We start from the raw sequence: 25,971 nt of genomic DNA on the forward strand, positions 1-25,971 counted from the left end.
TCCCCACTGCTGCCTCCCGTAGGAGTCTGGGCCGTGTCTCAGTCCCAGTGTGGCTGATCATCCTCTCAGACCAGCTACGGATCGTCGCCTTGGTGAGCCTTTACCCCACCAACTAGCTAATCCGACGCAGACTCATCTAATAGCGAGAGCTTTCAAGAAGAGGCCCCCTTTCTCCCGTAGGACGTATGCGGTATTAGCCTGCGTTTCCACAGGTTGTTCCCCACTACTAGGTAGATTTCTACGCGTTACTCACCCGTCCGCCGCTCGACGCCTGATAGCAAGCTATCATCGTTTCCGCTCGACTTGCATGTGTTAAGCCTGCCGCCAGCGTTCAATCTGAGCCATGATCAAACTCTTCAGTTTAAATCTTTTACATCTACATAAAGTAAGATGTCGATAGTATTAAGGTCACTATCAACCGGCTCAGACGCTAATCAAAACATTTACTCAATCTCAAACCACTCTCTAAAAAGACAGGGTTCAAGAAGTTATACATCTGCATGTATTGTGTGTAGATGCTTGCTTACGTCTGAATGTTTGAGACATTCACCCGCGCTAAGCACCCACACGAATTACTTGATCAAGTTGTTAAAAAGCCTGTCAGCCGCTAGGGCGTAACATCTTCTGACAGAGCATATCTTCTTGCGAAGCCGCTCAATGTCGGGCTGCGTATTCTACTGAATCGCAACCTGGTGTCAACGGTTATTTCAGCGTTTTCACCGCGTCGTTTTGAGTGGGCTTTGAGAGCTGTCTCGGTGACGACGGAGGCGAAATATACGGAGGTAGTGGCGATGGTGCAAGGGCTTTTTGACCGTTTTATTAAATAAGCTTGTCAGGGGCTTAGAACGCTCAATTTTCAGACAAAAAACACGTAAACATACTTACAAAAGGCAGACCACAAATCCTCAACGACAAAACGCAGGCAAAAAAAAGGCCGCTCGATGGCGGCCTTTTCACAAGAACGACTACACCAGCTCGATCAACTGATACTTTTTCTTGCCCAGTTTAACGATAAAGAAGCGACCGTAGAGGGCTGCTGAGACTGAGAAACACTCCTCCGCCTTCATATTATCCTCCGCCGACTTGGCAACACCATTAATCAATACTGCCTTGCGCCCCAATGCATCTTTCACTTCACGGCCAGCTTTCACCATGCCTGACTCTGTCAGCAACGTCGTCAGCGGTTTCCCCGCTACATCGGCCACCGATAAATCACTTGCGGGTAAGCCATCTAGCTTCAACTGCTCCAGGTCACTCTCAGACAGGGCTGCGATATCACCACTAAACATAGCTTCAGTAATTCTCTGCGCCCCTTCCAACCCATCATCACCATGCACTAGCTTTGTAACGTCTTCTGCAAGTATCCGCTGCGCCTGCGGGCGCCCTTCGGCTAGCGCATCTTGACGCTCAATCTCCGCCACCTCGGTAGGGCTCAAGAAGGTGAAGTAGCTCAAAAACTTATACACATCTGCATCGGCAGTATTAAGCCAAAATTGATAGAAGGCGTAAGGGGAGGTCTTTTTCGCATCAAGCCAAATGGTACCGCTTTCTGTCTTGCCAAACTTGGTGCCATCCGACTGCGTTACTAACGGAAGTGTGATGCCGTACGCCTGGGCGCCATTCATTCGGCGCGTCAGTTCGGTGCCGCCGGTAATATTGCCCCACTGATCACTGCCGCCTATCTGAATGCTGCAGCTATGGCGCTTATTCAGTTCGGCGAAATCATATGACTGCAACAACATATAACTGAATTCAGTATAAGAAATGCCACTATCATCACGGTCTATCCGCTGCTTTACTGACTCTTTTTTGATCATTTGATTAACAGAAAAGTATTTGCCAACATCGCGCAGGAAGTCTAAAACACTCATCTCGCCAACCCAGTCAAGGTTGTTAACCACGATAGCGCTATTATCACCACAGTCAAAGTCGACAAAGCGAGATACTTGAGCCTTCAGCTTATCAACCCAGCTGGCTACCACATCTTCAGTATTCAAGCGACGTTCTTGCGCTTTGAATGACGGGTCACCGATCAGCCCGGTCGCACCACCGACCAAAAGCAATGGCTTATGCCCGGCCATCTGAAAACGCTTCATGGCCAGTAAAGGCACTAATGAACCAATGTGCAGACTATCGGCCGTTGGGTCGAAGCCACAATATACAGTACGCGATTGCTCTTCTAGGTGAGCGTGCAACTCTTGCTCCGCAGTCTTCTGCGCAATGAGGCCACGCTCATCAAGCTCTGTTAGTAATTCTGACTGTATTTCTGCCATGAGGTCTCTTCTCTGCTCCACCGAGTCTTTGGGGGTTTGATAAACAGCGCCTTGCCCTCGCTGAGGGATCAGGGCAATATTACCCTTTCACTGTCTGCGCCGCTGCTTCATCTTTGAATATGAAGGCGCACATTACAATATACGTTGCCAATTACAAGTATTAATAATTAACCGCATTTATTAAACAAGACCCCGCTTTCCGCCGCTGATCTTGTTAGAGATTTAACTTTATTATGTCTATCGACCACCGCGGTGCAACCCGCAAAGCCAACACAATACATAACAAATCAAGCAGTAAGAAAGGCTACCTATTTCTTACCGTCATCCTTGCACTGACTATTATCGGCGCCTTTCTCGTTGACAACAAACCTTCTCAGCCTACTCGCACACGCATCAACCTGCCGCTGAACTCGAGCGAGAGCGACGCTCTCAAGGATCAAGCTTCGGGCTCGTTGACGAATTTAAATCGCACAGAAAGCACAGCCTCCAACCAACAAACTACGACCGACAATGCAGCAGGTGCCAATAATATTAGCACTCCCTCGAGTCTTAGCGATGAAACAAACCAGACCGTTGAGTGGCAAAACATAGAGGTTAAAAATGGTGACAACCTGTCGCTTATCTTTGGCCGTGCCGGACTTGGCCCCCGCGAGGTGCATCACTTCGTTTCTAGCAACAACAACGCAAAGCTGCTGCGCAACATCTATCCAGGGCAGACGCTATCATTCCTCATCGAGGATAATCAGCTGCACCGCCTACGCTACAATAAAAACAAGTTTAATATGCTTGAATTCACCCTCGCGGGAGACAGCTTCGAGAGTGAGACCATTACTCGCCTGCCAGACATTGTCGTCAAACAGTCACACGCCATTATCGACAACAACCTCTTCCTCGCCGGCCAACAAGCTGGGCTGACACAAAACACCATCATGGAGCTCGCCAATATTTTTAGCGGCGTACTCGATTTTGCCCTCGACCCCCGTAAAGGCGACAGCTTCACCGTACTCTACGAAGAGCTCTATCTCGACGGCGACGCTATTGGCAACGGCAAGATACTCGCCGCCGAATACATAAACGCTGGCGAGAGCTTCCAGGCATTCCGCTATGTCGACAGCCAAGGCGACGTGGGCTACTACAACGAAAACGGGGTAAGTATGCGCAAGGCCTTCCTGCGCGCACCGGTCGACTTCACTAGAATCAGCTCCAACTTCAACCCCAACCGCCTGCACCCTGTATTTAAAACCAAGCGTCCACACCGCGGCATCGATTACGCCGCTGCAGTTGGCACCCCGGTCTTCGCCTCCGGCGCTGGCCGAGTCACCGCATCCGGTTACTCCAAGGCCAACGGCAACTATGTTTTCATTCAACACGGGCCATCGTACGTCACCAAATATCTACATTTAAGTAAGCGCCACGTCAAAAAGGGTGATCGCGTCAAACAGAAACAGATTATCGGCAAGGTTGGCGCGACGGGCTACGTAACCGGGCCACACCTACACTATGAGTTCCTCGTTAACGGCGTACACCGCAACCCAAGAACCATTCTCGACAAGTTGCCAAAGGCCAAGTCTCTCGGTAAAAACGCGCTGGCAAACTTCAGAAAACAGACCAAACAGATTGCCATGCAACTGCAGATGATCTCGGGGCAATACGCCAATACTAGTAAGGATGATTCGAACGATGGCTGATTATTATATTGGGCTAATGTCGGGAACCAGCCTCGACTCAATTGACGCCGTCTTGGTCGATTTCAGCAGCACAATGCAACTGGTGGCGACAAGGAGCCACCCTCTACCCAATACTCTACGCCGCGACATACACCGACTCATGAGTAGCGGTGACCATGAGATCGAGCTCATGGGTGTTGTCGATCGTCAGTTCGCCCTCTGCCAAGTAGAGGCCGTAAAAAAACTGCTGGCCGACAACGCCATCGACTCCAACGATATCACCGCCATCGGCAGCCATGGCCAGACCATCCGCCACCGACCCGCCGATCAACAGCGTTCTTATCAGCATGCGTTCAGCCTGCAAATTGGCGACCCGAACACCATTGCCTATGAAACCCAGATCACCACCGTGGCCGACTTCAGGCGCCGTGACATCGCCGCCAACGGCCAAGGCGCACCACTGGCACCGCTCTTTCATCGCTACATTCTCAACCAACAAAAGCGAACTGCCGACGGCGTTGTTATCTGTAACATTGGCGGTTTCAGCAACCCGACTATCCTCGGGCACAACACCATCTGCGGCTTCGATAGCGGTCCCGGTAACGTATTAATGGATAGCTGGATCGAGCGCAAGCGTCAGCAGCGCTACGACGACGCAGGGGCATGGGCCCGCTCCGGCACATTACATGAAGCGCTGCTCGACAAGCTACTTGAGCACGAATATTTTGCTCTACCGCTACCCAAGAGCACCGGTAGAGAGAGCTTCAACCTTGATTGGCTCGATCAGCAACTAGAGACCCTCAACGTTCCTATTGCAGATGCCGATGTTCAACGCACATTGCTTGAGTTAACCGCCCGCAGTATTGCCGCGGCAATCAGTGACCACCCGTTAACATCGAGCGCGCTCTACATCTGTGGTGGCGGAGCCCACAATAGCTTCCTGTTGCAGCGACTCACCGAACTGCTGCCTCGACACCTCGTCGCAACCACGCAAGAGCTCGGCCTTGACCCCGACTGGGTTGAAGGTTGTGCCTTCGCCTGGCTAGCTAAACAAGCGATCAATCGACAGGCTGTTGACTGCCAGGCAGTTACCGGCGCGATGAGCGACAATATCTTAGGCGGCATCTACTACGCTTAACGTCTCACTAAAAGTAGCGAAAAGGCCTCTGCTTAATAGCTTCTAACGCCTCAAGACCACTCTCCACCGTACCGACGAAAGGTACGAGGCTGCTGGCTTCCAGCCCCTCGCCGCCCAACCAGGTCTCACAGACACTAATCTCTATAACCTTTAGCGCCGTCAACTTCGCCGCGAGATCGACCAAGGCTTGGTTTTGTCGATAGCGAGATTGCAGAAATACCCGAGCCTCATCGCCGTGCAGGATAAAAGTTACCGGCTCGCTCACCGAACTCCGCTTATCACTCTGCCGGTATAGCGCATCCGCCCTCAGCAGCAATAGCTTGAGTTCAGCTGCGCTATGCAGACGAATATCGGCTAAATAAATTGGCGACCGCTCTGCCGCAAACGACATCGCCGAGCCGCAGAGAAATAGCAGAGCTAGTAGGGCAAGAAAGTATGAGCGGTGAGTGGACATCCTGTCCATAAAACCAGCCTATATAGAGAAAGAGGAGCCACAGCCGCAGGTAGTGCTAGCATTGGGGTTGGTGATAATAAACTTTGAGCCTTCTAGTCCCTCGGTATAATCGACCTCAGAACCGGCCAGATATTGAAAGCTCAAGGGGTCGATAAGCATAGAGACCCCCCCTTTACTGACACAGGTATCGTCCTCGGCCTGAAGTTCGTCGAAAGTGAAGCCGTATTGAAAGCCTGAGCAGCCACCACCGGTCACAAAGACGCGTAGCTTTAAGCTATCGTTACCCTCGTCTTCAACCAACATCTTTACCTTCGCCACAGCGGCATCGCTGATTAGCATGGCATCACTCATCTCAAATTGTTCTACGCCGGACATCTAGCAAAACCTCTTCGTCGATTAGCCTATCGACCTCAATACCCATATACAGCGCCGACCTATAGTCAGCTACTGGCCTGATTATCCACTAAACCAAGTAAAACAGTCAACTTTAGCAGGGCTCCGCTTCACCGTCAGCAACACCGTCGGCGAAGTGCTCAATTGCCTTAACCTCTGGCTGATCAGTCGCATGCATGAGGTTACCGTTCACCTGGGCCCCTTTTGCCATCTCGATCACATTATAATGCACACTACCATCGATGACGGCGTTCGACGCTAACTCGAGGTGTTCATTACTGTAAACATTACCGGCGACCCGCCCATTGACGATCGCCGAGGGCACATTGATGTCACCTTCTACTTCGCCACGCTCTAGTATACGGACAGTCGCTTTGCTGCCTGACTCGGCAGAAATATTACCCTCGATTCGCCCCTCGATCTCCAGCGTGCCGGCAAATTGAATATCCCCTTTAATCAAGGTGCCGTAAGCCACTAATGTGGTGGCGTTTGAAAACGTCGCTGTACTACTCTTCTTACCAAACATTATTTACTCTCTTCTACTCGCCATGGGTAGGCCTGATTGGTGACTTGCGCCACCCTGCCCCTCGACTTCGCGATCACTCGTAGCTCTTTCGGCGCAAAGCCCTGCGGCAACATCATTTCGCCTACGATATTTTGAAAATACTTAAAACGTAACTCAATCTCTTCGCTGTCAACACTCTCACTGAGCGCCTTCAAAGGAAACTCTTTAACTTGACCATTTTGTGTACCGACCACGTATACCTGCAAGCCCCCCCTCAAAACTTTGTGACGCGCCACCCGCTGTATCAGGGTCAAACGATAGTGGAATCGATCTGGCTGCTCCGTGGCAACGATATCGAGACTATAAACCGCTAACCCCGACTCATCGCCCGGGTCAATGGCGCTGCGATAAAAGGCAACATCCTGCTGCAGCTCGCGAATTTTGCTTTCGTTCGCCACGATCTCCTCTCGTACCTGCTGCTGTACGATATGCTGCACCTTATTATCTGTCAGAGCATTGTCTAGATCAGCCTGCAGCTCACTCAACTGAGCGAGCGCTCGATGGTATTGCTCACGCACCTCGCTCAGTTGCTGCTCAGTTTGCTGCTGTGCTTGAAAGCCTTTGTCATACCCTAACCAATAGCAGCCAAATACTAGCGCCAACAAGATGAGCAGCAACAGCGACACCAATAACAGCAAACGCCTCGGCCGATAGTGAATGACCATCGGACGCAGTTGCTGCTCCGCCATTAAGGAGCCACCGCGATCGAATTGAGGCCTTCACGCTCGTCAAAACCAAACATGATATTGAGGCACTGCACCGCTTGGCCAGAGGCTCCCTTACACAGGTTATCGATCACCGATAATACCACCGCGGTGTTCCCGCCCTGAGGCTGGTGCACCGCAAGACGACAAATATTACTGCCCTTAACGCTGCGCGTCTGCGGATGACTGCCGGCTGGCAACACATCGACAAAGGGCTCGTTACGGTAACGTTCCTCAAATACAGCTTGCAGGTCAACACCATCAACTAGCAGCTCGCTGTAAAGCGTGGCATGAATACCACGAATCATCGGCAGCAAGTGAGGGACAAAGGTCAAACCCACCTCGCCGCCCGCCGCGGCCGCCAAGCCCTGCTTAATCTCCGGCAGATGACGATGCCCGGTCGCAGCATACGCTTTAAAGCTATCGGCGGTCTCGGCAAAGAGGTTGTCAATTTTAGCACTGCGGCCTGCACCGCTAACGCCCGATGCGGCATTCGCGATCAAACGGCTCGGGTCTACCAACCCCTTCTCCAGCAATGGCAGTAACCCCAACTGTACCGAAGTAGGGTAACAACCAGCACAGGCGACTAATCGCGCCTCACGAATCTCTGCACGATTAACTTCCGGTAGACCGTAAACGGCCTCGGCAACGAGCTCTGGGCAACCGTGTGGCTGGCCATACCACTGCTCCCACAAGGCGATATCTTTAATACGGAAGTCTGCCGATAGATCGATAACGCGAGTGTCGAACGCCAACAGCTCCTGCATCATCCCCTGAGCCACACCGTGTGGCGTGGCAAAAAACACCACATCGCACTGCGCCAGCTCACCTACCTCTGGGTTGCTAAAAGCCAAGTCATAGTGGCCACGCAGGCTGGGGTAGAGCTCGTCGACACGCACGCCTTGCTCTGCTCGCGAAGTGATCACCGCCACCTCGACCTCTGCATGCGCCGCTAGCAGGCGCAACAATTCCACACCGGTATACCCCGTACCACCTACAATTCCGACCTTAATCACAACACCCTCACTCCGCCAATAAATCAATGAAATTTTGCTTCCGCCAGTGCTATGATTCAAGCCCACTCAGGCAATCGGCATAACAGTCTGTATCGTATCGAAAAGACAAGGATATTTCACCGTTTATAATGACCAATAAGCGACTCCTCAAGCTAATCACGTACAGCCTCCCGCCCTTTGCCTGCTACCCTCTCAAACAGGAAATAGATTGATGTTATGGATTAAAGCGTTACACATTTTCTTCATGGTTGCCTGGTTCGCCGGCATATTCTATCTACCCCGTCTGTTCGTCAACCACGCGATGGTCAACGAGAGCAGCACAAGTGAGCAACTCAAGCTGATGGAGCGTAAGCTCTACCGTTTTATTACTCCTTTCATGGTGCTGACCATCGCCTGCGGCTTTTGGCTCGTCTACTTTAACCCGCAATATTACTTTTCCTCTGCCTGGTTCCACGCCAAGCTCTGCCTGGTCCTATTGTTGGTGATCTATCACTTTTACTGTGGCAAGCTGGTCAAAGATTTCGCCGCCGATAATAACCAGCGCAGCCATGTTTTTTATCGTGTGTTTAACGAGATCCCCGTACTGATATTAATCGGAGCTATCGTATTAGTGGTGGTTCGGCCCTTTTGATAGGCTCGTACGATCTAGCATTTTGACGACTGAAAAGAATAGATCTATAACTAAGTCTACTCTGCCCGGTTGTGGCCGTGACTAATAAGAAAGGGGGACGCCATCACCGCGGCCGCCTCTTTAGGAGCGAGATATGCCTGATTTTACCATCGACCCCCCCGTCGTACTCAGCTTTTCACACCTAGACCCCTGCGGCGCCAGCGGCATTCAGGCCGACATCGAAACCCTTAGCAGTCTCGGTGTGCACTGCGCGCCAATCTGCACCTCACTCTCCGCGCAAGATACACTCTCCATTCACCACAGCACGCCCATGGCAGCAACACTAATCATCGAGCAAGCACGCGCCATTCTCGAAGACATGCCGGTAAAGGCCTTCAAACTTGGTTGGCTGGGTAACAGTAATAACATCGAAGCGATTCATACCATCCTAACCGATTACCCACATATTCCCGTAGTCTTCGACCCCTGCCTCAAGCTAGGTGAACCTGAGGATGATCACTTCATCCAAGCTATTCAGGCACTATTGTTGCCACAGTGCGATATCGTGATATTAAACACCGTCGAGGCGCATCTATTAGCTCCTGAGGCTGATAATTTACGAGCCTGTGCCAGCGAAATCCACAGTTACGACTGCGAACACAGCCTGATTACCGGCTGCCAGAATACGGCCAACAAGATTGCCAGCCACCTCTATGACGTCCATGGTCTGCTCAAACAATATCAACAACAACGCATCAAAAAACCCTTCTGCGGTGCTGGCAGCACACTATCAGCAAGCATCACAGCCTACTTGAGCCATGATTTCTCCCTCCTTGAGGCCGTGCAACAGGCGCACAAATACACCTGGGAAAGCCTCAATCACGGCCGTCGCATTGGTATGGGCCAGCTTCTACCCAACCGCCTTTACTGGGCAGAGAGCCGGCATTAAGGCTGCCTATCGACAGCCGATCTGTCGACAACTCACAGCTCGCGCCCACCGTGCTAGCGTTTTACTGTTTTTCTAGCGATAATCCTCCTCTTAAATCGATCTACTGTTCTTCTTCACACACGAAACAGTGCCATGCCGACGCCCTATTCATGGCGTACGGCCGCCAAGCCGAGAGCCATCATGTCAAACTCAGAACAACTCTTTCAACGCGCCCAACAGTACATCCCCGGCGGAGTAAACTCTCCCGTACGCGCCTTTAAGGCCGTCGGCGGTAGCCCCGTTTTCTTCGAGCGAGCGGAAGGTGCCTTTCTGTTTGATGCCGATGGTAAGCGCTATATCGACTACGTCCAATCTTGGGGACCGATGATCGCCGGCCACGCCAATGCTGAAGTGCTGAACGCCGTTGTCGAGACCGCCAAATCAGGCCTCAGCTTTGGCGCTCCTACGGAACTTGAAATCACCATGGCGGAGAAGCTCTGCCAACTGATGCCCAACATGGACATGGTGCGCATGGTCAACTCTGGCACCGAAGCGACGATGAGTGCCATTCGTCTCGCTCGCGGCTATACCGGGCGCGACAAGATCGTAAAGTTCGAGGGCTGCTACCATGGCCACTCTGACTCACTACTGGTTAAAGCGGGCTCCGGCGCTCTGACCTTGGGCGTACCGAGTTCACCCGGCGTCCCCGCATCCGTCGCCGATCACACCGTCACGCTCACCTACAACGATATCGACAGTGTCCGCGAGGCTTTCAGTCAGATCGGTGATGAAGTCGCCTGTATCATCGTCGAGCCCGTCGCCGGTAACATGAACTGCATCCCACCCGTACCCGGGTTTCTCGAGGGGCTGCGGGAGGTCTGCGATCAATACGGTAGCGTCTTAATCATGGACGAAGTGATGACCGGCTTTCGTGTCAGCCACACAGGAGCACAGGGGCACTACGGTATTCGCGCCGACCTCACCACCCTCGGCAAAGTTATTGGCGCCGGCATGCCGGTCGGTGCCTTCGGTGGTCGACGCGAAATCATGGAGTGCATCGCGCCATTGGGACCGGTCTATCAAGCCGGCACCCTATCGGGTAATCCCGTCGCCATGGCCGCAGGCCTTACCATGTTAGACATCATCGCTCGCGAAGGTTTCTACGAGCCCATCTTTGCCGCCACTCGCCAACTCGTCACCGGCTTAGAGGCCGAGGCCAAGGCCGCCGGTATTCCACTAACCACCAACCACGCTGGCTCGATGTTTGGCTTATTCTTCACCGAAGAAGAAAAAATCACGAATTATCAACAAGTCATGAGCTGCAACAATGAGCGCTTCAATCAATTCTTCCACTATATGTTGGAACAGGGAGTGTATTTAGCACCTGCGAGCTATGAGGCTGGTTTCGTCAGTGCCTGTCATTGCGACAACCTCATCGAGCAGACTCTCGAGGCTGCTAAATCTGCCTTTGCCAAGCTGTAAATCTTAACAAATAGATACAGATAGGCACCTAATCGACGAAATGGTACTACACTTTCCCTGTAGTACTTCCTTAAACCACGATGGAATTGACAATGAAAAAAACTCTTCTCGTCAGCGCTATTGCTCTGGCTCTATGCAGTCAGGCACAGGCAGATAATATTGGCATCTATGCGGGTGCCTATTCATGGCAGCCCGAACTATCCGGCGACGGTAACCTAGGGAATTACAACTACGACCTCGACAGCGACGACAATGCGACCTCGTATTATGTCGCCTTCGAGCACCCAATTCCACTACTGCCCAACGCACGCCTACAGCGTACCGACCTGTCGAGCCGCTCGAAAGATTCGACAGAGCTCGACCTCAGCCACACCGATGCGACGCTCTACTACAACATCCTCGATAACTGGGTACACTTCGATCTCGGTCTCACCGGCCGCTTCTTCGATGGCAAGGTAGACAACGGCATTCAGAAGGCCTCTATCGATGACACCGTACCAATGCTCTACGCTAATATGATGGTCGAGCTGCCGTTCAACCTATACGCCGGCATCACAGGTAATGTAGCTCGTCACTTCGACAATGATACAGAAATCTACGACTTTACCGCACGTGTTGGTTGGGAAGCGATCTTAGGCTTGGGCGTTGAGGCGGGCTACCGTACCTTCGATACGAAGATGAAGGACCTAAAACATGCCGAGGTCGACAGCTCCATGAAGGGACCTTACCTCGGGCTTTCCTACCACTTCTAAAGTAACCGCTCCCCACGTCCGCCAAACTCTCGGCGGGCGTCTCCCCTTCTTCCTGCGCCCCTTACACTCAACGAGAAACAGCGCCCTCACACAATGCAACCAACTCGTCCAGCAGCAACAGACTCAAGCCCCAGACTTGTTTCTCTCGGTAGTAATAACAGGGTAATATCAACTCACTGTCGCCACGCCACCAGCTCATCGTGGTACGATTTTTCGTCTCAGCCAGATAACTCAGGGGCAACCAGATCGTGTCCGCCACCTCGTAATTGGCTACGATCGCCGGCGTCTCGGGCAAGAAAAACACATAGGACGACACCGACATGGCTGCCGGTCCCGACTTAACGTGAGTATGCACATCGGAGAGGCGACCTAGCGTCACTGCCTTACTACGCAAGTCAATACCGACCTCCTCCCAGCATTCCCTGACCGCGGCATCATAACTATGGCGGTCCCCCGGATCCATCCTGCCCCCCGGAAAACTCATCTGTCCAGACCACGGGTCGCCCTCACGCTGAGCCCGCTCCATCATCAGCACCTCGAGCTCACCACCATTATCACGTAACGATAAGGTTACCGCCGAGCGCCGCTGCTGGTGACGCAGCTCGTCTAAGCGAGGCGTAAAATCCCGTAACTTCTCTCTCAGGTATTGCTCTGTCATCAACGGCTGCAACCTTTCTGCTAGTAGCTATATTCATCCATTATAACAAAGCCGCTAACTATTACGCATAGCCCCTTGATAGTAGGCCAACTAGGGTAACTGCTCTAATAGCTGCTTGAGTTGTCCCCTCAGTTCCGCCGAAGGCTGTAGCGCCAACGCCTTGCGAACCCACTGCTTAGCGCTGTGTAACTGCCCTTGCTGCGCCTTTAGCTGAGCCAATTGCGCATACGACTGCGGGTTTGACGGTGCGATACGAATCGCCCGCTCGATCGACGACTCCGCGGCAACCAAGTTACCGACGCTCTGCTCCTTAGCCGCCCGCGACAACAACTTATCGACCGCAGACTGCGACCTTGAGTGATCGGCACGCACCGCGGCCCCCACTGTCGGTTGCTCATCAACTGTTTCAGCTGAGCTAGACGACCCACTCGGCACGGTCGAGGGCTCACTAACCACACCCTCGACCGCCCCTTCTGAAGAGCTCACTGGCACACGTATCGGTCCGCTGCTACAACCAGCCAGCAAGCTCAATACGATGGCGCAAACAAACTTATCCACTGTTTTCATCTTCACACCTTCATCTCTCTATCATAGCGACACAGACACCTGACGCTAAGACGTCAGCCCTCGGAGGCGCATTATAACCACTCCGAGAACCAATTTCTTACCCGGGAGCCACTGCCGCAAGCGGCACGCTTAGTCGGTGCGCTGCCGGCCAGAAACGGCAAGTAACGCGCATCATCGCAATACTTTGCCGATAGTTCGCCCGTTTTATCGTTGACCCACAGGTAGTCCATGCCCTCTAAAGGCTGATACTCTAGCCCACGACGGCTGGTCTGCCTAATAATCGACGTCCACACCGGTAACGCACCGCTAGCACCGGTCAGCGGTGTTGGCTCATTATCATCCCGTCCCAACCAGACAACGGCAAGTCGATCGCCACTAAAGCCAGCAAACCAGCTATCACGTAAGTCATTCGTGGTACCTGTCTTACCCGCCGTCTTGAAATCTGCGGGCAGGCTGCGATAAGCCCTACGACCAGTGCCCTCGCGCATCACCTCTTGCAGATTGTACTGCATCAACTGCACAACGCGCTCATCAAAACGCTGTTCAACTTCAAGTGGGTAGCGCTTCAACGGCTCACCGCTATTGCTCGTCACATTACGAATAGCACGAATCGGTGAGTAGAAGCCGCCAGAGCTAATCGTCTGGTACATCTGCGCCACCATCAAGGGTGACATTTCACCTGTACCGAGCACGACCGACGGTACCGCTGGCAGCTTCTTTTCAATACCCAAACGATGAGCAACATCGAGCACCTTATCGATACCAATCGTCATACCGAGCTGTGCCGTCGCCTGATTATAAGAGTGCGTTAGCGCTTGATGCAGCGGCACGGTGCCATGACTCTTCTTACTGTAGTTATTAGGCTGCCAGACACTACCATCACGCCCCTCCACACGAATTGACTCATCGGATAGTGGCGTCACCAAGGTGTACTTTTCACTCTGTTCCAGCGCCGCGAGGTAAACCGCAGGCTTCATCAGCGAACCGATCGGACGCCGTGCGTGTAGAGCTCGATTGAAGCCCGCATAACGCGCATTCTTACCACCAACGACGGCCAACACCTCGCCTGTCTGTGGGTGACTCACGACGACACTACCATTGAGCTGCTTTCGTGCCTCGGCACTAAGCTTGTAGTCTCGAGCAATGGCTGCAATACGTTTTTCCAGCGCCTGTTCTGCCGTACGCTGCACCTGGGGGTCAAAACTCGTGAAGATATTCAACCCTTGCGAGCTGAGATCCTCGGCACGATAATCACGCCGTAGCTGGCTGCGCACTAAGTCGAGATAAGCCGGGTAACGAGCACGATGCTTCGCGGTAACAGCCCCCACCCCCAGCGGCTCCGCCTGCGCCCAAGCCAAAACCTCTGGATCCATATTGGTCGCGGCGGCAAATTTACCGAGCACGAAGTTACGGCGCTTCTTCGCCCGCTCGGGGTGACGCCAAGGATCATAATATGAGGGCCCACGAATAACCGAAACCAACAACGCCTGCTCAGAAAGGTTGAGATCCTCTATCGGCTTATTGAAATAATACTGCGCTCCTAGGCCAAAACCGTGGATGGCTCGAGGACCGTCCTGGGCGAGAAAGATCTCGTTCATATAACCCTCGAGAATCTCCTCCTTACTGTAATGCACTTCAAGCAACAGCGACATCACCGCCTCAGTCGCCTTGCGCATTAAACTGCGATCGGCACTGAGATAATAGTTTTTCACCAACTGTTGAGTCAGCGTACTGCCGCCCTGCACCACCCGACCGGACTTAATGTTAGCCACCGCCGCTCGCGCAATGGCGCGCGGTGAAACACCAAAGTGACTATAAAAATGCTCATCCTCAACGGCGACCAGCATTTGCTGCAACGGCTTGGGAACCTGTTTCAACTGCACCAGGAGACGGTCTTCATTGTGAGCGGGGTAGATGCCACCGATCATCGCCGGCTCCAGCCTGACAATGTCCGCATCATGACGATCGACACGTAAACTCTGCAGCTGCCCACCACGCCAATTCAATTCGACACGCTGCGAGGGCTCAACCCCATCCCAGAAGTGGAATTTACGCGTATAAATCTGCACCCGCTGCCCCGAAGAGGCAATCTGGCCCGGCAGATTCACCTTATTGACCGCCTTATAGCCAGCCATACGCAGCTCGTCTAGCACCTGCTGCTGAGACACTTTACTGCCACTGTAGAGCTCCAACGGCCGTGCATACACCTTCGCCGGTATCTCCCACTTCTTGCCGCTAAAGGTCGATCGAATCGTCGCATCGAGATAAATGGTAAAGCCCAAAAACAAGACCACACCAACAACTATTATCTTTAGAAACAAAGATTTAATTGGTGAGGCCGATCGACCTTTAGCTCTGCCTTTAGTTTTCGTTTTGCTGCGTTTACGCGCACGTGGTTTTGCTGCCATAAAAGGGGTGCCAACCGCTGTCATTAAGGATCGCCCAGTATACCTAATTTCAACTCTAACTCAGCCGACTACAGCAATAAGCGGGCAATTTTATAGCTGAAATCTACCGCCGTCACAGGCATACTTAGCCGCAAACTTCACAGTGGCCAGCAGTGCCGCTCACTCACCGCGGCAATAGATTAACTAGGGAATTATGATGAGCAAATATGATATTTACGGACTAGGCGCCGGTCTAGTAGATACCGAAATCGAAGTCGACGATGCTTTTCTACGCACCGCTGGCATAGAAAAAGGCTTGATGACGCTGGTTGATGAAGCACGTCAAATCGAACTGATGGAGCACCTGAAGGATCGCCTCGTCGCCAGCAAGCGCGCCAGTGGCGGCTCCGCTGCTAACACCGTGATCGGGGCCGCACACTTCGGCGCGAAGAACTATTACAGCTGCAAGCTCGCTAACGACGAGAACGGTGACTTCTACCTCGCCGACCTACTGGCGGCCAACGTCGACAGCGACCAAGGACAGCGCAACCCAGGCATTACCGGCAAATGCCTGGTCATGATCACGCCTGACGCCGAACGCACCATGAACACCTTCCTCGGCAGTAGCGAGACGCTCGCCACTAGCGACCTCAACCTTGAGGCACTCGCCAATGCTAAGTACTTCTACGTCGAGGGCTATGTCGTCACCTCGCCGACCGGTCGCGCCGCCGCCATCGCTGGCCGCCAACACGCCGAGCAAAACGCCGTCAAAACCGCTCTCAGTCTCTCCGATCCAGGCATGGTGCAATTTTTTAAGGATGGCTTAAAAGAGATGATCGGTGACGGTGTCGACCTGCTCTTTTGCAATAAGGAGGAGGCACTCGGCTGGACCGGTAGTGACAACATCGAACAGGCCGCCGAGCGCCTCAAGGTCGATGCCAAGCAATTCGTCATCACCCTCGGAGCCGATGGAGCCCTGCTCTTCGACGGCCACAACATGATCAGCATTAACGGCTGCGAAGCCGATGCCATCGACACCAACGGTGCCGGTGATATGTTCGCCGGAGCCTTTTTATACGCGCTCACTGCGGGGCAAGGCTTCGAACAGGCTGGCCTTCTAGCGAGCCGTAGCGCCGCCCAGGTGGTCAGCCAGTTCGGACCGCGCCTGAGACCAGAACAATACGCCGGCCTGAAAGACTAAACGGCAGTATAAGTGGGCAGGCTTCGTTGCTGCCCCCTTCCTTTTTTCCCCTATACTTTGTCACCGCCTGCCCCACGCCACAGGAACCCTACCCATGAGTTGGATCTGCCCTCTCTGCCAATCCCCTCTTGAGCACCACAACACACAACGACTCTATCGCTGTAGCAATAACCATTGTTTTGATATTGCCAAGGAGGGTTACTGCAACCTGATACCGGTGCAGCAGAAAAACAGCAAGAGCCCTGGCGACAGCAAGGCGATGATCAATGCTCGACGACGCTTCCTGGCACAGGGCTACTATGGCAATCTCGCCGATAAGCTGACACAAATCATCAGCGCCGAAGCCGGCGGCGGCGCGCAGACATGTCTCGAGGTGGGTTGCGGCGAGGGCTACTACCTGCGACAGCTCGGACACCACGTGCCACAGCATCGGTATGTAGGCATCGATATCAGCAAAGAGGCCGTCAGGCTTGCTGCCAAGGCCGCGACGGCACACCAATACTGCGTCGCCAGTAGCTATAACCTACCCCTCGCCGAAGGCAGTGCCGACATTATCATTCGCAACTTCGCGCCCGCGCCGAGCGAGGAGATTCAACGAGTGCTGACGACTGGCGGCCTGTTCATCGTCGTCACACCCGGCGCCGAGCACCTCTATCAACTACGTCAACACATCTATCGCCAGGCGACGCTGCACGACAACCCGGTTACCGAAGTAGAAGGGTTTCAGTTGATTGAGCAACATGCACTGCGGCAGCAAATAGACATCAGCGGTGTCGACGACGTCTCCGCACTGCTACAGATGACGCCCTACTACTGGCAGACCTCGTCAGAGGACCAACAAAAACTCAACGAACTGACACAACTGCAGTGCACCACCGACTTTGTTGTCAGTCTCTACCGTCACGCCGAAGGCGCGACGACATAAGCTATAAGTTAGACCTCCGCTAGGTCACCGTTCGACTCGAGCCAGTTTTTGCGATCACCGGCGCGCTTCTTCGCCAGCAGCATATCGATCAACTCGTCGGTGCCATCTTCCTGGTCAATTCCCAACAACACTAGGCGGCGTGTATCAGGGTTCATCACCGTCTCACGCAACTGGCCTGGATTCATCTCGCCCAGTCCCTTGAAGCGTGTCACCTGTAACTTACCCTTCTTCTTCTCTTGGCTGAGGCGCTCAATGATGGCGTCTTTCTCCTGCTCATCCAGCGCGTAATGCACCTCTTTACCAAGGTCGACACGGTACAGTGGCGGCATTGAGACGTACACGTGCCCAGCCTCGACCAACGCGCGAAAGTGTTTAACGAAGAGCGCCACCAACAGCGTGGCAATATGTAAACCATCGGAGTCGGCATCCGCCAAGATACACACCTTGCCATAGCGCAGCTCTTCCAGCTTATCGCTATCTGGGTCGACACCCAAGGCGACGGCAATATTATGCACCTCTGCCGAGGCCATGATCTCCTGTGAGTCCACCTCCCAGGTGTTCAAAATCTTACCTCGCAACGGCAAGATCGCCTGAAACTCACGGTCACGCGCCTGTTTTGCCGAGCCGCCGGCCGAGTCGCCCTCAACCAAGAACAACTCACCACGCATGGCATCGGAGCCCGAACAATCAGCCAGTTTTCCTGGTAACGCTGGACCTTGCGTCACCTTCTTACGTGCTACCTTCTTACTCTTACGCAGACGATTCTGTGCGTTGCTGATACACAGCTCCGCCAACTTATCGGCATCTTCAGTGTGCTGATTCAACCACAGCGCGAAAGCATCCTTGACCACGCCAGCAATGTAGCCAGCACACTCCCGAGAGCTGAGTCGCTCTTTGGTTTGACCACTGAACTGAGGGTCGGCCAGCTTCGCTGAGAGCACGTAACAACAGCGGTCCCAGACATCATCCGGTGCCAGCTTAACGCCGCGCGGTAGCAGGCTACGGAACTCGCAATATTCTCGCATCGCCTCCAACAAACCAGTACGCAAACCGTTAACATGGGTGCCGCCCTGAGCCGTAGGAATCAGGTTAACATAGGATTCGGCGGTAACTTCGCCACCCTCCGGCAGCCACTGAACGGCCCACTCGACGCCCTCCGCCTTGCCCGCCTGCGCTCCAATAAAGGGGTGGCTTGGCAAGACCTCGTAGCCCTCGGTCTGGCTGCCCAGGTAATCGGGTAGGCCATCCTCATAGAACCAGGACTCACTATTGGTGCTGGTTGCCTCATCGTTGAAGACCATCTTCAAGCCGGGACACAACACCGCCTTCGCCCGCAACACATGCTTCATGCGGCCAATAGAAAACTTATTGCTATCGAAGTACTGAGCGTCTGGCATGAAACGAATCGAGGTACCGGTATTACGCTTACCGACATCACCGATAACCTCTAACTCACTCGACTTGTCGCCGCCCTTAAACGACATGCGGTGCACCTTACCCGAGCGCTTGATCGTCACCTCGAGCAAGGTCGACAGTGCATTAACCACACTCACACCAACGCCGTGCAGGCCGCCTGAGAACTGGTAGTTATCATTGCTGAATTTGCCACCCGCGTGCAGCGTCGACAAGATCACCTCGACACCGGGCTTGCCCTGTTCCGGATGAATATCCACCGGCATACCGCGGCCATCGTCAGTACAGCTCAACGAGCCATCGGCATGATGGGTCACCGTAATCTGGCTACAGTGCCCCGCCAATGCCTCGTCGACACTGTTATCAATGATTTCCTGCGCGAGATGATTCGGACGTGTGGTGTCTGTATACATCCCGGGACGCTTGCGAACCGGATCAAGACCGGTAAGAACTTCAATACTTTCTGCGGTATAACTCATACTGCCTCGATAGACGGAATTAGCGGTAAGCTTGGCTTGCCAAGACGGCAATTACTTTAATAGATTGGCTGCGACGATAACATGGATATCTGCCCTTAGAGCGTTAGAAAACGCAGAATTTCTGGCATTTTCTGCTGATAACCCTGAAAACGATGATCCCCCCCGGGCTCTATCAACTGTGGACTGTCGCAATACTTTGCTGTCGCCAGCCGATAATCGAGGGTCTCGTCACCGCGCTGCACCATCAACCAACAGTTCTCCGGGTGCTGCAACTCAGCCTCATGCAGGCGTTCAAAGTGGCTCAGGTGATCATGAGTTAAATAATAAACATTGCCCGTATAAGGATTAACATTCTTGCCCAAATAATCTGAGATCAGCACATGCGGCGCGACGGCCGGATTGATCAATACGGCCTTGAGATTATACTTGTCCGCCAAATAAGTGGCGTAGAAGCCTCCCAGCGAGCTGCCGATCAAACCAACTGGGCCGTCACAGCCGGCAATGATCTGCTCCAACAACATGATGGCGGGCAGTGGGTAGTCGGGCAGTTCAGGCACCAATAAACGAATATCGGGCCGATTCCCCTGAAGATAGTCAGCCGTCTCTACGGCCTTCTGCGACAGCGGTGAGCTTTGAAAACCATGGATATAAATCAACGTCGGAGTCGCGGCGGTCACTCTTAGCCTCATCAGTCATAAAGTGTGTCATTGCATCTCTCTTCAATAACCGGCACAACTTAAGTCAGCGCTGAAGCGGCGGTCTTGAATGCGGATGATGCTGGTTTCTATCCGGCCATCAACGTGCAGGCGCAATCGACGATAGCCGGGAAAGTTATCATCTAGTGCAAAATCTTCACTGTTGGCAGCGAACTGAATACAAGTAGAGGGTGAGGTTAGCACCCTGCAACCTTGAAAAACAAGATCTGTCGCTTGATGCACGTGGCCCGATAGGATCGCTTTCACCCGGCCTAACGTATCTTCTTGCGCCAGCAATTGCCACAGCTGAGGTGCGTCTTCAAGCTTCAGCTGATCTATCCAGGTACTGCCGACATCAAGCACGTGATGATGCAGGCAGATCAAAATATGTTCACTCTCAAGCTGGCGAAGCTGTGCCGCTAGCCAGCTCAACTGCGCCTCCCCTAACAACCCTGCAACCGCCCCCTGCTGCTTAGAGTCGAGCAACAAGATGGTCCAGTTATTGGCTTCAACCACGCGATCGAGTGGCTTAAACTGCGCCATCCGCTCGGGCTCGTCATGATTGCCCGGCAGCCAGGCGAAAGGGGCGCGAAGATAGCGCTCCTGTAACCCGAGGAATCGGCGATAACACACTTCATCGCCACCGCTAGCAACATCACCCGTCACGACAGTAAGGTCGCAATCATCGAGGGTACATTCCTGTAATACCGCCTCTAGACTCCGCAAGGTGTCGACACCTGCTAGACAGCCCGTCTCATTGTCCTCGAGATGACAATCAGTCAGCTGAACGAGGTCGACATAGTTGGGGTTGGTTATTGGTATCCGCACGCTTTACATCCGATCGTTTGAGTCGATAACTGGCACGGTAAGACTTTTCAACCTGCCACTCTATATTACACAGTCCACTTTTTGAAAACTCCCCCCTTGAGAAGATTATCTTTTCAGGGGCGAACATTGGCGAAGCGACCGGCATCGAAGCCATCGACGCTGCGGCCGTGCTCTGCACAGCCGCGCAGCCACTGCGCCAACAGCTCATTGAGCTGTCTCTTCTCATCACTATGATACATCTGTGGATTGGGGTATTGATAGTACAGCTGAAAATTTCGCTGCTTTTGACAGCTCACCACCTCCGTCATCCGTGCGTCATGATAACTCCGCACCTGCAATAGAAAAAAGTCGCTTTCTTGCGCTTCATCGATGAGATAAACTAAATTTAACAGGCTAGTATAAGGCGTCTTCTGCACCGTCGTTACCGACAGTAGGCTATCGCAAATCTGGCTACTAGCAGGCGCAATAGCATAACAAAACGATGTGCGGCCCGCCGGCAGTAGGCGCGCTAGACGCACGTAATTCATGCTACAAAGAGCTTGCAGGCCCTGTAGGTCGAGTTTATGTTGAACTTTACCCAATGTACGACGCTCTAAGCATGCCTGTACTCTCCAGTTTCACAACAGCAATAACGACTCGGCTAGCGACCCGGCAAATAGCTGAGGCCTAGCAACTTTCATTTAGTTAGACTTTACTGACTATTACCAGAATAAAGTTTCACTAAGCTAAACACAACGACAGGATTTCTCATGGGTTTTAATCACAAGCAGACACTATTAGCTGCCGCCCTCGCCCTATTTAGCGCCTCCACTCTAGCCGATAATCTCGCGCAGATCTACGAGCTCGCCGTGATGAACGACCCCGAGATACGCCAGGCAGAAGCGACGTTTAAGGCCAACCAGGAAAGCGAAAATATCGGCCGTTCGGCCCTGCTACCGCAGATCAACGCCAACGCCAACTACACCCGAACCGACCGCGACATCGACGGCCAACAGGGTGTCAGTGACACCGGCGCACCCATTCTTATTGATGGCAACCAGAAGGGCACCGACAAGGGCTGGGGAATCCAGCTTGAGCAACAACTATTCAACATGCCTGCCTGGTTTAACTTTCAGGCCGGCAAGCTGGAGAGCGAGCGCGCTCAGGCCCAGTTTAGCGCCGACCAGCAAGCACTGATTGTTCGTGTCGCCGAAGACTATTTCAACATCCTCGAGGCGGAGGAGAACCTCTATGCTTCCAAGGCGAGAGAGAAGGCCAACAAGCGCCGCCTAGAGCAAACACAGCAGCGCTACGACGTTGGCCTAATTCCGATCACCGACGTACATGAAGCACGCGCCGCCTACGACTCCTCATATGCCCAACGCCTTGGTGATGAAGGGGCACTGGCAGTGGCAATGGAGAAAGTTACCGTACTTACAGGCCAAAGCCACAAAGACATCTGGCAACTTGCCGATGACTACCCGGTGATCAACCCGCAGCCCGCCGACATTCAACAATGGGTCGAGTTTGCCCGCGCCAACAACTACACGATCAAGTCTGCTGAGGCTCAGCGTGACGGCGCTCACGAGTCCGCTAAGGCCAAAAAAGCGAACCATTACCCGACACTATCAGCCACCCTAGGCTACCAGGACATGGACAACCAGCTGGATTTCGGTGAGATCAACGATTATAACGATTACAACACCAATGGCAGTTCCATCGGCCTCAACCTCAACGTGCCCATCTACTCTGGCGGTGCCATCAGCGCCCAGAGCCGTCAAGCCTACCAACAATATAACGCCGCTATCGAAAGTTACTCCGGCGCAGTCCGTAACACCACGCAGGCGACACGCGCCTACTATGTTAACGTCACCACCGGCGTCGCTCAGACCAAGGCCCGCAAACAATCGATCACCTCTAACAAGAGCGCCCTCGATGCAACTCAGGCTGGCTATGAGGTCGGGACCCGTAATATCGTCGACGTACTCAGCGTCGAGGAGCAGCTGTTCAGCGCCGTCCGTGACTATGCGACGGCACGCTATGGTTACATCGTCAGCAGCCTAAAGCTAAAACAACAGGCCGGCACACTCAGCCCACAGGACATCTACGACCTCAACAAATGGCTGCACGCCCCCAGGCTAGCAGCAAAGCAGTAGTATTCGCTCTACTATGAAAAAGGCTCGCCACCCCGAGGGGGCGCGAGCCTTTTTAATGAGCGCACAACGCTAGGCAACCCGCTTAGCTATCACCGCTAATAACTTATCCAACGCCCCTCTGTTGCTCTTCACAACGCGATAGGCGTTCTCACCCATCTCAACGCGGTAACATTCATCCTCGCTCAGACGGCGCAACTCATCCAGCAACCCCACCTCCGTTGTCACCCGCTTTAGCCCTCCTTGAGACTCGAGCTGCTCGGTAATCTCTTGGAAGTTATACATATGCGGGCCGGTCAATACTGGAAGCCGCCATAGCGCAGGCTCTAGCACGTTATGCCCACCATGCTCAATCAGGCTGCCGCCAACAAAGGCCACGTCACTGGCACCGAGCAACAGCAACATCTCACCCATGGTATCCGCCAACAACACTTCGGTCGACGCCTGTACCGACTCTTCCCGGCTACGTCGCGCCAGCTGCAAGCCTCGCTCCTGTACTAGCGTCGCCACTGCCTCGAAACGCTCTGGGTGCCTAGGCACCAGCACCAGCAACACACCTTCACGGCTGGCGTCGAGCTGCTGCACCGCATTCAGTAGCTGCTCGTCCTCACCCGCATGTGTACTTGCAGCAATGATCACTAGGCGATGATTCTGATGCCACTGACGGCGCAGTTCCTCAGCCTGAGCACGCAGCGCATTATCCAGCTCCACATCAAACTTAATGCTACCGCTAACCAATAGGTTGTCCGGATTCAAACCGAGTTCCAAAAAGCGCTGACCATCAGTCCCATTCTGCGCGGCAACACAAGATAAGCGCCTCAACATCGGCCGAGTCAAACGTGAAAATTTGGCATAGCCACGCGCCGATTTCGCTGATAACCGTGCATTTGCCAATAATACTGGAACGCCACGGCCGTGACAGGCCGCAACCATATTCGGCCACAGCTCAGTCTCCATCACGATCGCAATAACCGGCTGGTAGCGGCGAAGAAAGCGCCACTGAGCCAACGGCAAATCATAGGGTGCGTAGACATGCTCGACACTACCTCGAAACAGGTGGTGCACGCGATCGGAACCCGTCGGAGTCGTGGTGGTCACCAACAAGCTATGATTGGGGTAACGCCGCTGTAACTCTCGCACCATCGGCGCAGCGGCGATCGTTTCACCCACGGAAACAGCATGCACCCAAATTGTCGGCTTATTATTCAGACGGTGCTTAAAGTAGAGCGCATAACGTTCCAGTAAGCGTTGCCGATAGGCCGGTGCCTTAATTGAGCGCCATAGCAAACGCAGTAAGAAAAGTGGCTGTAATAAATAAAATAATAAGCTATAAAAAACTCTGACCATCTTGTTACCAAATTAGGCTTTTCTGTTTGCCGTTTGATTTATAAACGGTACTCGTTATCTAGCAGGGGCGTTATACTAAGCGCCATCTCTTATTTTATCTATGGTTTATCACTATGCGACACGAAGTAAAGGTTGATGTGGCGATTATCGGCGGCGGCGTAGCCGGGCTCTGGTTATTAAACCGACTGAAAAAACAAGGTTACAGCGCCATCCTGTTCGAACAAAAAGCACTGGGTAGCGAGCAAACTATCGCCTCACAGGGCATGATACATGGTGGCCTAAAGTACGCCCTCGGCGGCCTACTCAACGGTGCTTCAGAGGCTGTCGCCGACATGCCTCAACACTGGCGCGATTGCCTCGACGGACAAGGTGAGATCGACCTGAGCCAAACACAGCTATTGAGCAAGCAGTTCAACCTGTGGTCGACGGGCTCCGCGGGCTCAAAACTCACCTCTTTCTTCGCGACCAAGGCCATGCGCGGCCGCATCGACAAGTTAAAACGTGGTGACTTTCCCGAAGCTTTCCAAAATGACGCTTTCAAGGGCAATGTCTACAGCCTCGTCGATATCGTGGTCGACGTGCCATCACTACTCAGCAACCTGCAGAGTAACTGCCCTGACGCCACCTTCAACATCGACTGGCAACACGCCAGCTGGCAACAAGGTGACAATGGCCGAGTCGAAGCACTGTGCATCAACCATGGTGACGACCAGATCGCCATCACAGCTCAGCAATATGTGCTGACCGCTGGTCGCGGCAATGGTGCGCTGATGGAGATGCTGAATATTCGCAAGCCAAAGATGCAGATACGCCCCCTACAGCAAGTCATGGTCAAGCATCACAACGACCTCGAGCTATACGCTCACTGTGTCGACCTCAGCCTCAACAGCTCGCCACGGCTGACTATCTCCAGCCACCGCAGCACCGATGGGCGCAACGTCTGGTCCCTCGGCGGCGACCTGGCAACCAACGGCATCGACGACAGCCCCGAGCAGTTGATCGAGGCCGCCAAACAGGAACTCGCCACACTATTTCCCTGGCTCGACTTTAGTGATGCCGAATGGAGCACCATTACTGTTGACCGCGCCGAACCAAAGCAAAACACCCTGACTAAACCCGACCAAGCTTTTGCCGAAGTAACCGTCGACGCGCCCAACGTCACCGTCGCCTGGCCCACCAAGCTGACGCTAGCCCCGAACCTCGCCGACACCGTCATTGAACAGCTCGAACAGAAGGCCATCACGCCCACTAAAGCGACTAATGCCGATATCCTAGCCAGCTTGGGCACACCCGAGATTGCCCGGCCGATATGGGAAACAGAGTTCGCGCCTAAAGACGGCTAGCGCCAAGGAAACCC

Annotated in this window: 24 protein-coding genes and 1 rRNA gene; 10 read left to right on the forward strand and 15 right to left on the reverse strand. The window is 53.5% G+C overall.

The window, feature by feature from the left end; genetic code table 11:
* Both EDC56_RS14855 and tyrS read right to left on the reverse strand, forming a co-directional pair.
* Nucleotides 1-363 (reverse strand): 16S ribosomal RNA (locus EDC56_RS14855); the annotation flags it as partial.
* Nucleotides 364-965: 602 nt separating this feature from the next.
* Nucleotides 966-2,273: a tyrosine--tRNA ligase gene (gene tyrS, locus EDC56_RS14860; RefSeq protein WP_123713371.1), complete on the reverse strand. Its 1,308-nt coding sequence runs from the start codon at nt 2,271-2,273 to the stop codon at nt 966-968.
* 233 nt (nt 2,274-2,506) lie between these two features.
* Here tyrS and EDC56_RS14865 point away from each other — a divergent pair, with 233 nt between their 5' ends.
* Nucleotides 2,507-3,961, forward strand: a complete 1,455-nt coding sequence (locus EDC56_RS14865) for a peptidoglycan DD-metalloendopeptidase family protein (protein WP_123713372.1) — start codon at nt 2,507-2,509, stop codon at nt 3,959-3,961.
* Nucleotides 3,954-5,078, forward strand: coding sequence for an anhydro-N-acetylmuramic acid kinase (locus EDC56_RS14870; protein WP_123713373.1), 1,125 nt, complete (start codon nt 3,954-3,956; stop codon nt 5,076-5,078). The genes EDC56_RS14865 and EDC56_RS14870 overlap by 8 nt, the downstream gene beginning before the upstream one ends.
* Before the next feature lie 7 nt (nt 5,079-5,085).
* Here the strand turns inward: EDC56_RS14870 and EDC56_RS14875 are convergent, their stop codons facing one another.
* The 5 genes from EDC56_RS14875 to argC all read right to left on the reverse strand — a co-directional run bounded on the left by EDC56_RS14875 (nt 5,086) and on the right by argC (nt 8,210).
* The gene (locus tag EDC56_RS14875) at nt 5,086-5,541 is read right to left on the reverse strand and encodes a hypothetical protein (protein WP_148059428.1); all 456 of its coding nucleotides are present in this window, start codon (nt 5,539-5,541) and stop codon (nt 5,086-5,088) included.
* Nucleotides 5,542-5,550: 9 nt separating this feature from the next.
* Nucleotides 5,551-5,907 carry an iron-sulfur cluster insertion protein ErpA gene (gene erpA / locus EDC56_RS14880; protein WP_148059429.1) on the reverse strand — a complete coding sequence of 119 codons (357 nt, stop codon included), beginning with the start codon at nt 5,905-5,907 and terminating at the stop codon, nt 5,551-5,553.
* 112 nt (nt 5,908-6,019) lie between these two features.
* The gene (locus tag EDC56_RS14885) at nt 6,020-6,451 is read right to left on the reverse strand and encodes a bactofilin family protein (RefSeq protein WP_123713375.1); all 432 of its coding nucleotides are present in this window, start codon (nt 6,449-6,451) and stop codon (nt 6,020-6,022) included.
* Nucleotides 6,451-7,179, reverse strand: coding sequence for a DUF6776 family protein (locus EDC56_RS14890; protein ID WP_123713376.1), 729 nt, complete (start codon nt 7,177-7,179; stop codon nt 6,451-6,453). The genes EDC56_RS14885 and EDC56_RS14890 overlap by 1 nt, the downstream gene beginning before the upstream one ends.
* On the reverse strand, nt 7,179-8,210 hold the full coding sequence (gene argC / locus EDC56_RS14895; protein WP_123713666.1) for an N-acetyl-gamma-glutamyl-phosphate reductase: 1,032 nt from the start codon (nt 8,208-8,210) through the stop codon (nt 7,179-7,181). The genes EDC56_RS14890 and argC overlap by 1 nt, the downstream gene beginning before the upstream one ends.
* Nucleotides 8,211-8,421: 211 nt before the next feature.
* Between argC and hemJ the strand changes: the two genes are divergently transcribed.
* The 4 genes from hemJ to EDC56_RS14915 all read left to right on the forward strand — a co-directional run bounded on the left by hemJ (nt 8,422) and on the right by EDC56_RS14915 (nt 11,982).
* Nucleotides 8,422-8,841, forward strand: a complete 420-nt coding sequence (gene hemJ, locus EDC56_RS14900; RefSeq protein WP_123713377.1) for a protoporphyrinogen oxidase HemJ — start codon at nt 8,422-8,424, stop codon at nt 8,839-8,841.
* Between the two features lie 133 nt (nt 8,842-8,974).
* Complete coding sequence (thiD, locus tag EDC56_RS14905) at nt 8,975-9,769, forward strand: bifunctional hydroxymethylpyrimidine kinase/phosphomethylpyrimidine kinase (protein ID WP_123713378.1); 795 nt, start codon at nt 8,975-8,977, stop codon at nt 9,767-9,769.
* Between the two features lie 180 nt (nt 9,770-9,949).
* A complete protein-coding gene (hemL, locus tag EDC56_RS14910; protein ID WP_123713667.1) occupies nt 9,950-11,230 on the forward strand; it encodes a glutamate-1-semialdehyde 2,1-aminomutase in 1,281 nt (426 codons plus the stop codon).
* Nucleotides 11,231-11,322: 92 nt separating this feature from the next.
* Entirely contained in the window at nt 11,323-11,982 is a 660-nt protein-coding gene (locus tag EDC56_RS14915; RefSeq protein WP_162844204.1) for a TIGR04219 family outer membrane beta-barrel protein, read from the forward strand.
* A gap of 67 nt (nt 11,983-12,049) precedes the next feature.
* Here the strand turns inward: EDC56_RS14915 and EDC56_RS14920 are convergent, their stop codons facing one another.
* The 3 genes from EDC56_RS14920 to mrcB all read right to left on the reverse strand — a co-directional run bounded on the left by EDC56_RS14920 (nt 12,050) and on the right by mrcB (nt 15,639).
* Nucleotides 12,050-12,640, reverse strand: a complete 591-nt coding sequence (locus tag EDC56_RS14920) for an NUDIX hydrolase (protein ID WP_123713380.1) — start codon at nt 12,638-12,640, stop codon at nt 12,050-12,052.
* A gap of 90 nt (nt 12,641-12,730) precedes the next feature.
* Complete coding sequence (locus EDC56_RS14925; protein ID WP_123713381.1) at nt 12,731-13,207, reverse strand: tetratricopeptide repeat protein; 477 nt, start codon at nt 13,205-13,207, stop codon at nt 12,731-12,733.
* 71 nt (nt 13,208-13,278) lie between these two features.
* On the reverse strand, nt 13,279-15,639 hold the full coding sequence (gene mrcB, locus EDC56_RS14930; RefSeq protein WP_211333723.1) for a penicillin-binding protein 1B: 2,361 nt from the start codon (nt 15,637-15,639) through the stop codon (nt 13,279-13,281).
* Nucleotides 15,640-15,811: 172 nt separating this feature from the next.
* On the opposite strand from mrcB, the gene EDC56_RS14935 reads away from it, so the two are divergent.
* Nucleotides 15,812-16,795, forward strand: coding sequence for an adenosine kinase (locus EDC56_RS14935; RefSeq protein WP_123713669.1), 984 nt, complete (start codon nt 15,812-15,814; stop codon nt 16,793-16,795).
* Nucleotides 16,796-16,889: 94 nt separating this feature from the next.
* Nucleotides 16,890-17,720 (forward strand): 23S rRNA (guanine(745)-N(1))-methyltransferase, encoded by an 831-nt coding sequence (rlmA, locus tag EDC56_RS14940; protein WP_123713382.1) that lies wholly within the window; start codon nt 16,890-16,892, stop codon nt 17,718-17,720.
* An 8-nt stretch (nt 17,721-17,728) separates the two neighbouring features.
* Here rlmA and parE read toward each other — a convergent pair whose 3' ends face one another.
* The 4 genes from parE to EDC56_RS14960 all read right to left on the reverse strand — a co-directional run bounded on the left by parE (nt 17,729) and on the right by EDC56_RS14960 (nt 21,716).
* A complete protein-coding gene (gene parE / locus EDC56_RS14945) occupies nt 17,729-19,612 on the reverse strand; it encodes a DNA topoisomerase IV subunit B (RefSeq protein ID WP_123713670.1) in 1,884 nt (627 codons plus the stop codon).
* Nucleotides 19,613-19,707: 95 nt separating this feature from the next.
* Complete coding sequence (locus EDC56_RS14950; protein WP_162844205.1) at nt 19,708-20,289, reverse strand: YqiA/YcfP family alpha/beta fold hydrolase; 582 nt, start codon at nt 20,287-20,289, stop codon at nt 19,708-19,710.
* A 42-nt stretch (nt 20,290-20,331) separates the two neighbouring features.
* Entirely contained in the window at nt 20,332-21,135 is an 804-nt protein-coding gene (cpdA, locus tag EDC56_RS14955) for a 3',5'-cyclic-AMP phosphodiesterase (protein ID WP_123713384.1), read from the reverse strand.
* Nucleotides 21,136-21,248: 113 nt separating this feature from the next.
* Complete coding sequence (locus EDC56_RS14960; RefSeq protein ID WP_148059430.1) at nt 21,249-21,716, reverse strand: DUF1249 domain-containing protein; 468 nt, start codon at nt 21,714-21,716, stop codon at nt 21,249-21,251.
* A 168-nt stretch (nt 21,717-21,884) separates the two neighbouring features.
* On the opposite strand from EDC56_RS14960, the gene EDC56_RS14965 reads away from it, so the two are divergent.
* Nucleotides 21,885-23,270 carry a TolC family outer membrane protein gene (locus EDC56_RS14965; RefSeq protein ID WP_123713386.1) on the forward strand — a complete coding sequence of 462 codons (1,386 nt, stop codon included), beginning with the start codon at nt 21,885-21,887 and terminating at the stop codon, nt 23,268-23,270.
* 69 nt (nt 23,271-23,339) lie between these two features.
* Here EDC56_RS14965 and waaA read toward each other — a convergent pair whose 3' ends face one another.
* The gene (waaA, locus tag EDC56_RS14970; protein WP_123713387.1) at nt 23,340-24,614 is read right to left on the reverse strand and encodes a lipid IV(A) 3-deoxy-D-manno-octulosonic acid transferase; all 1,275 of its coding nucleotides are present in this window, start codon (nt 24,612-24,614) and stop codon (nt 23,340-23,342) included.
* Nucleotides 24,615-24,727: 113 nt separating this feature from the next.
* Here waaA and EDC56_RS14975 point away from each other — a divergent pair, with 113 nt between their 5' ends.
* Complete coding sequence (locus tag EDC56_RS14975) at nt 24,728-25,957, forward strand: FAD-dependent oxidoreductase (RefSeq protein ID WP_123713388.1); 1,230 nt, start codon at nt 24,728-24,730, stop codon at nt 25,955-25,957.
* The last annotated feature ends 14 nt before the right edge of the window (nt 25,958-25,971 follow it).

The organism is Sinobacterium caligoides (genome assembly GCF_003752585.1).
In the GTDB taxonomy this organism is placed as follows: Bacteria; Pseudomonadota; Gammaproteobacteria; order Pseudomonadales; family Sinobacteriaceae; genus Sinobacterium; species Sinobacterium caligoides.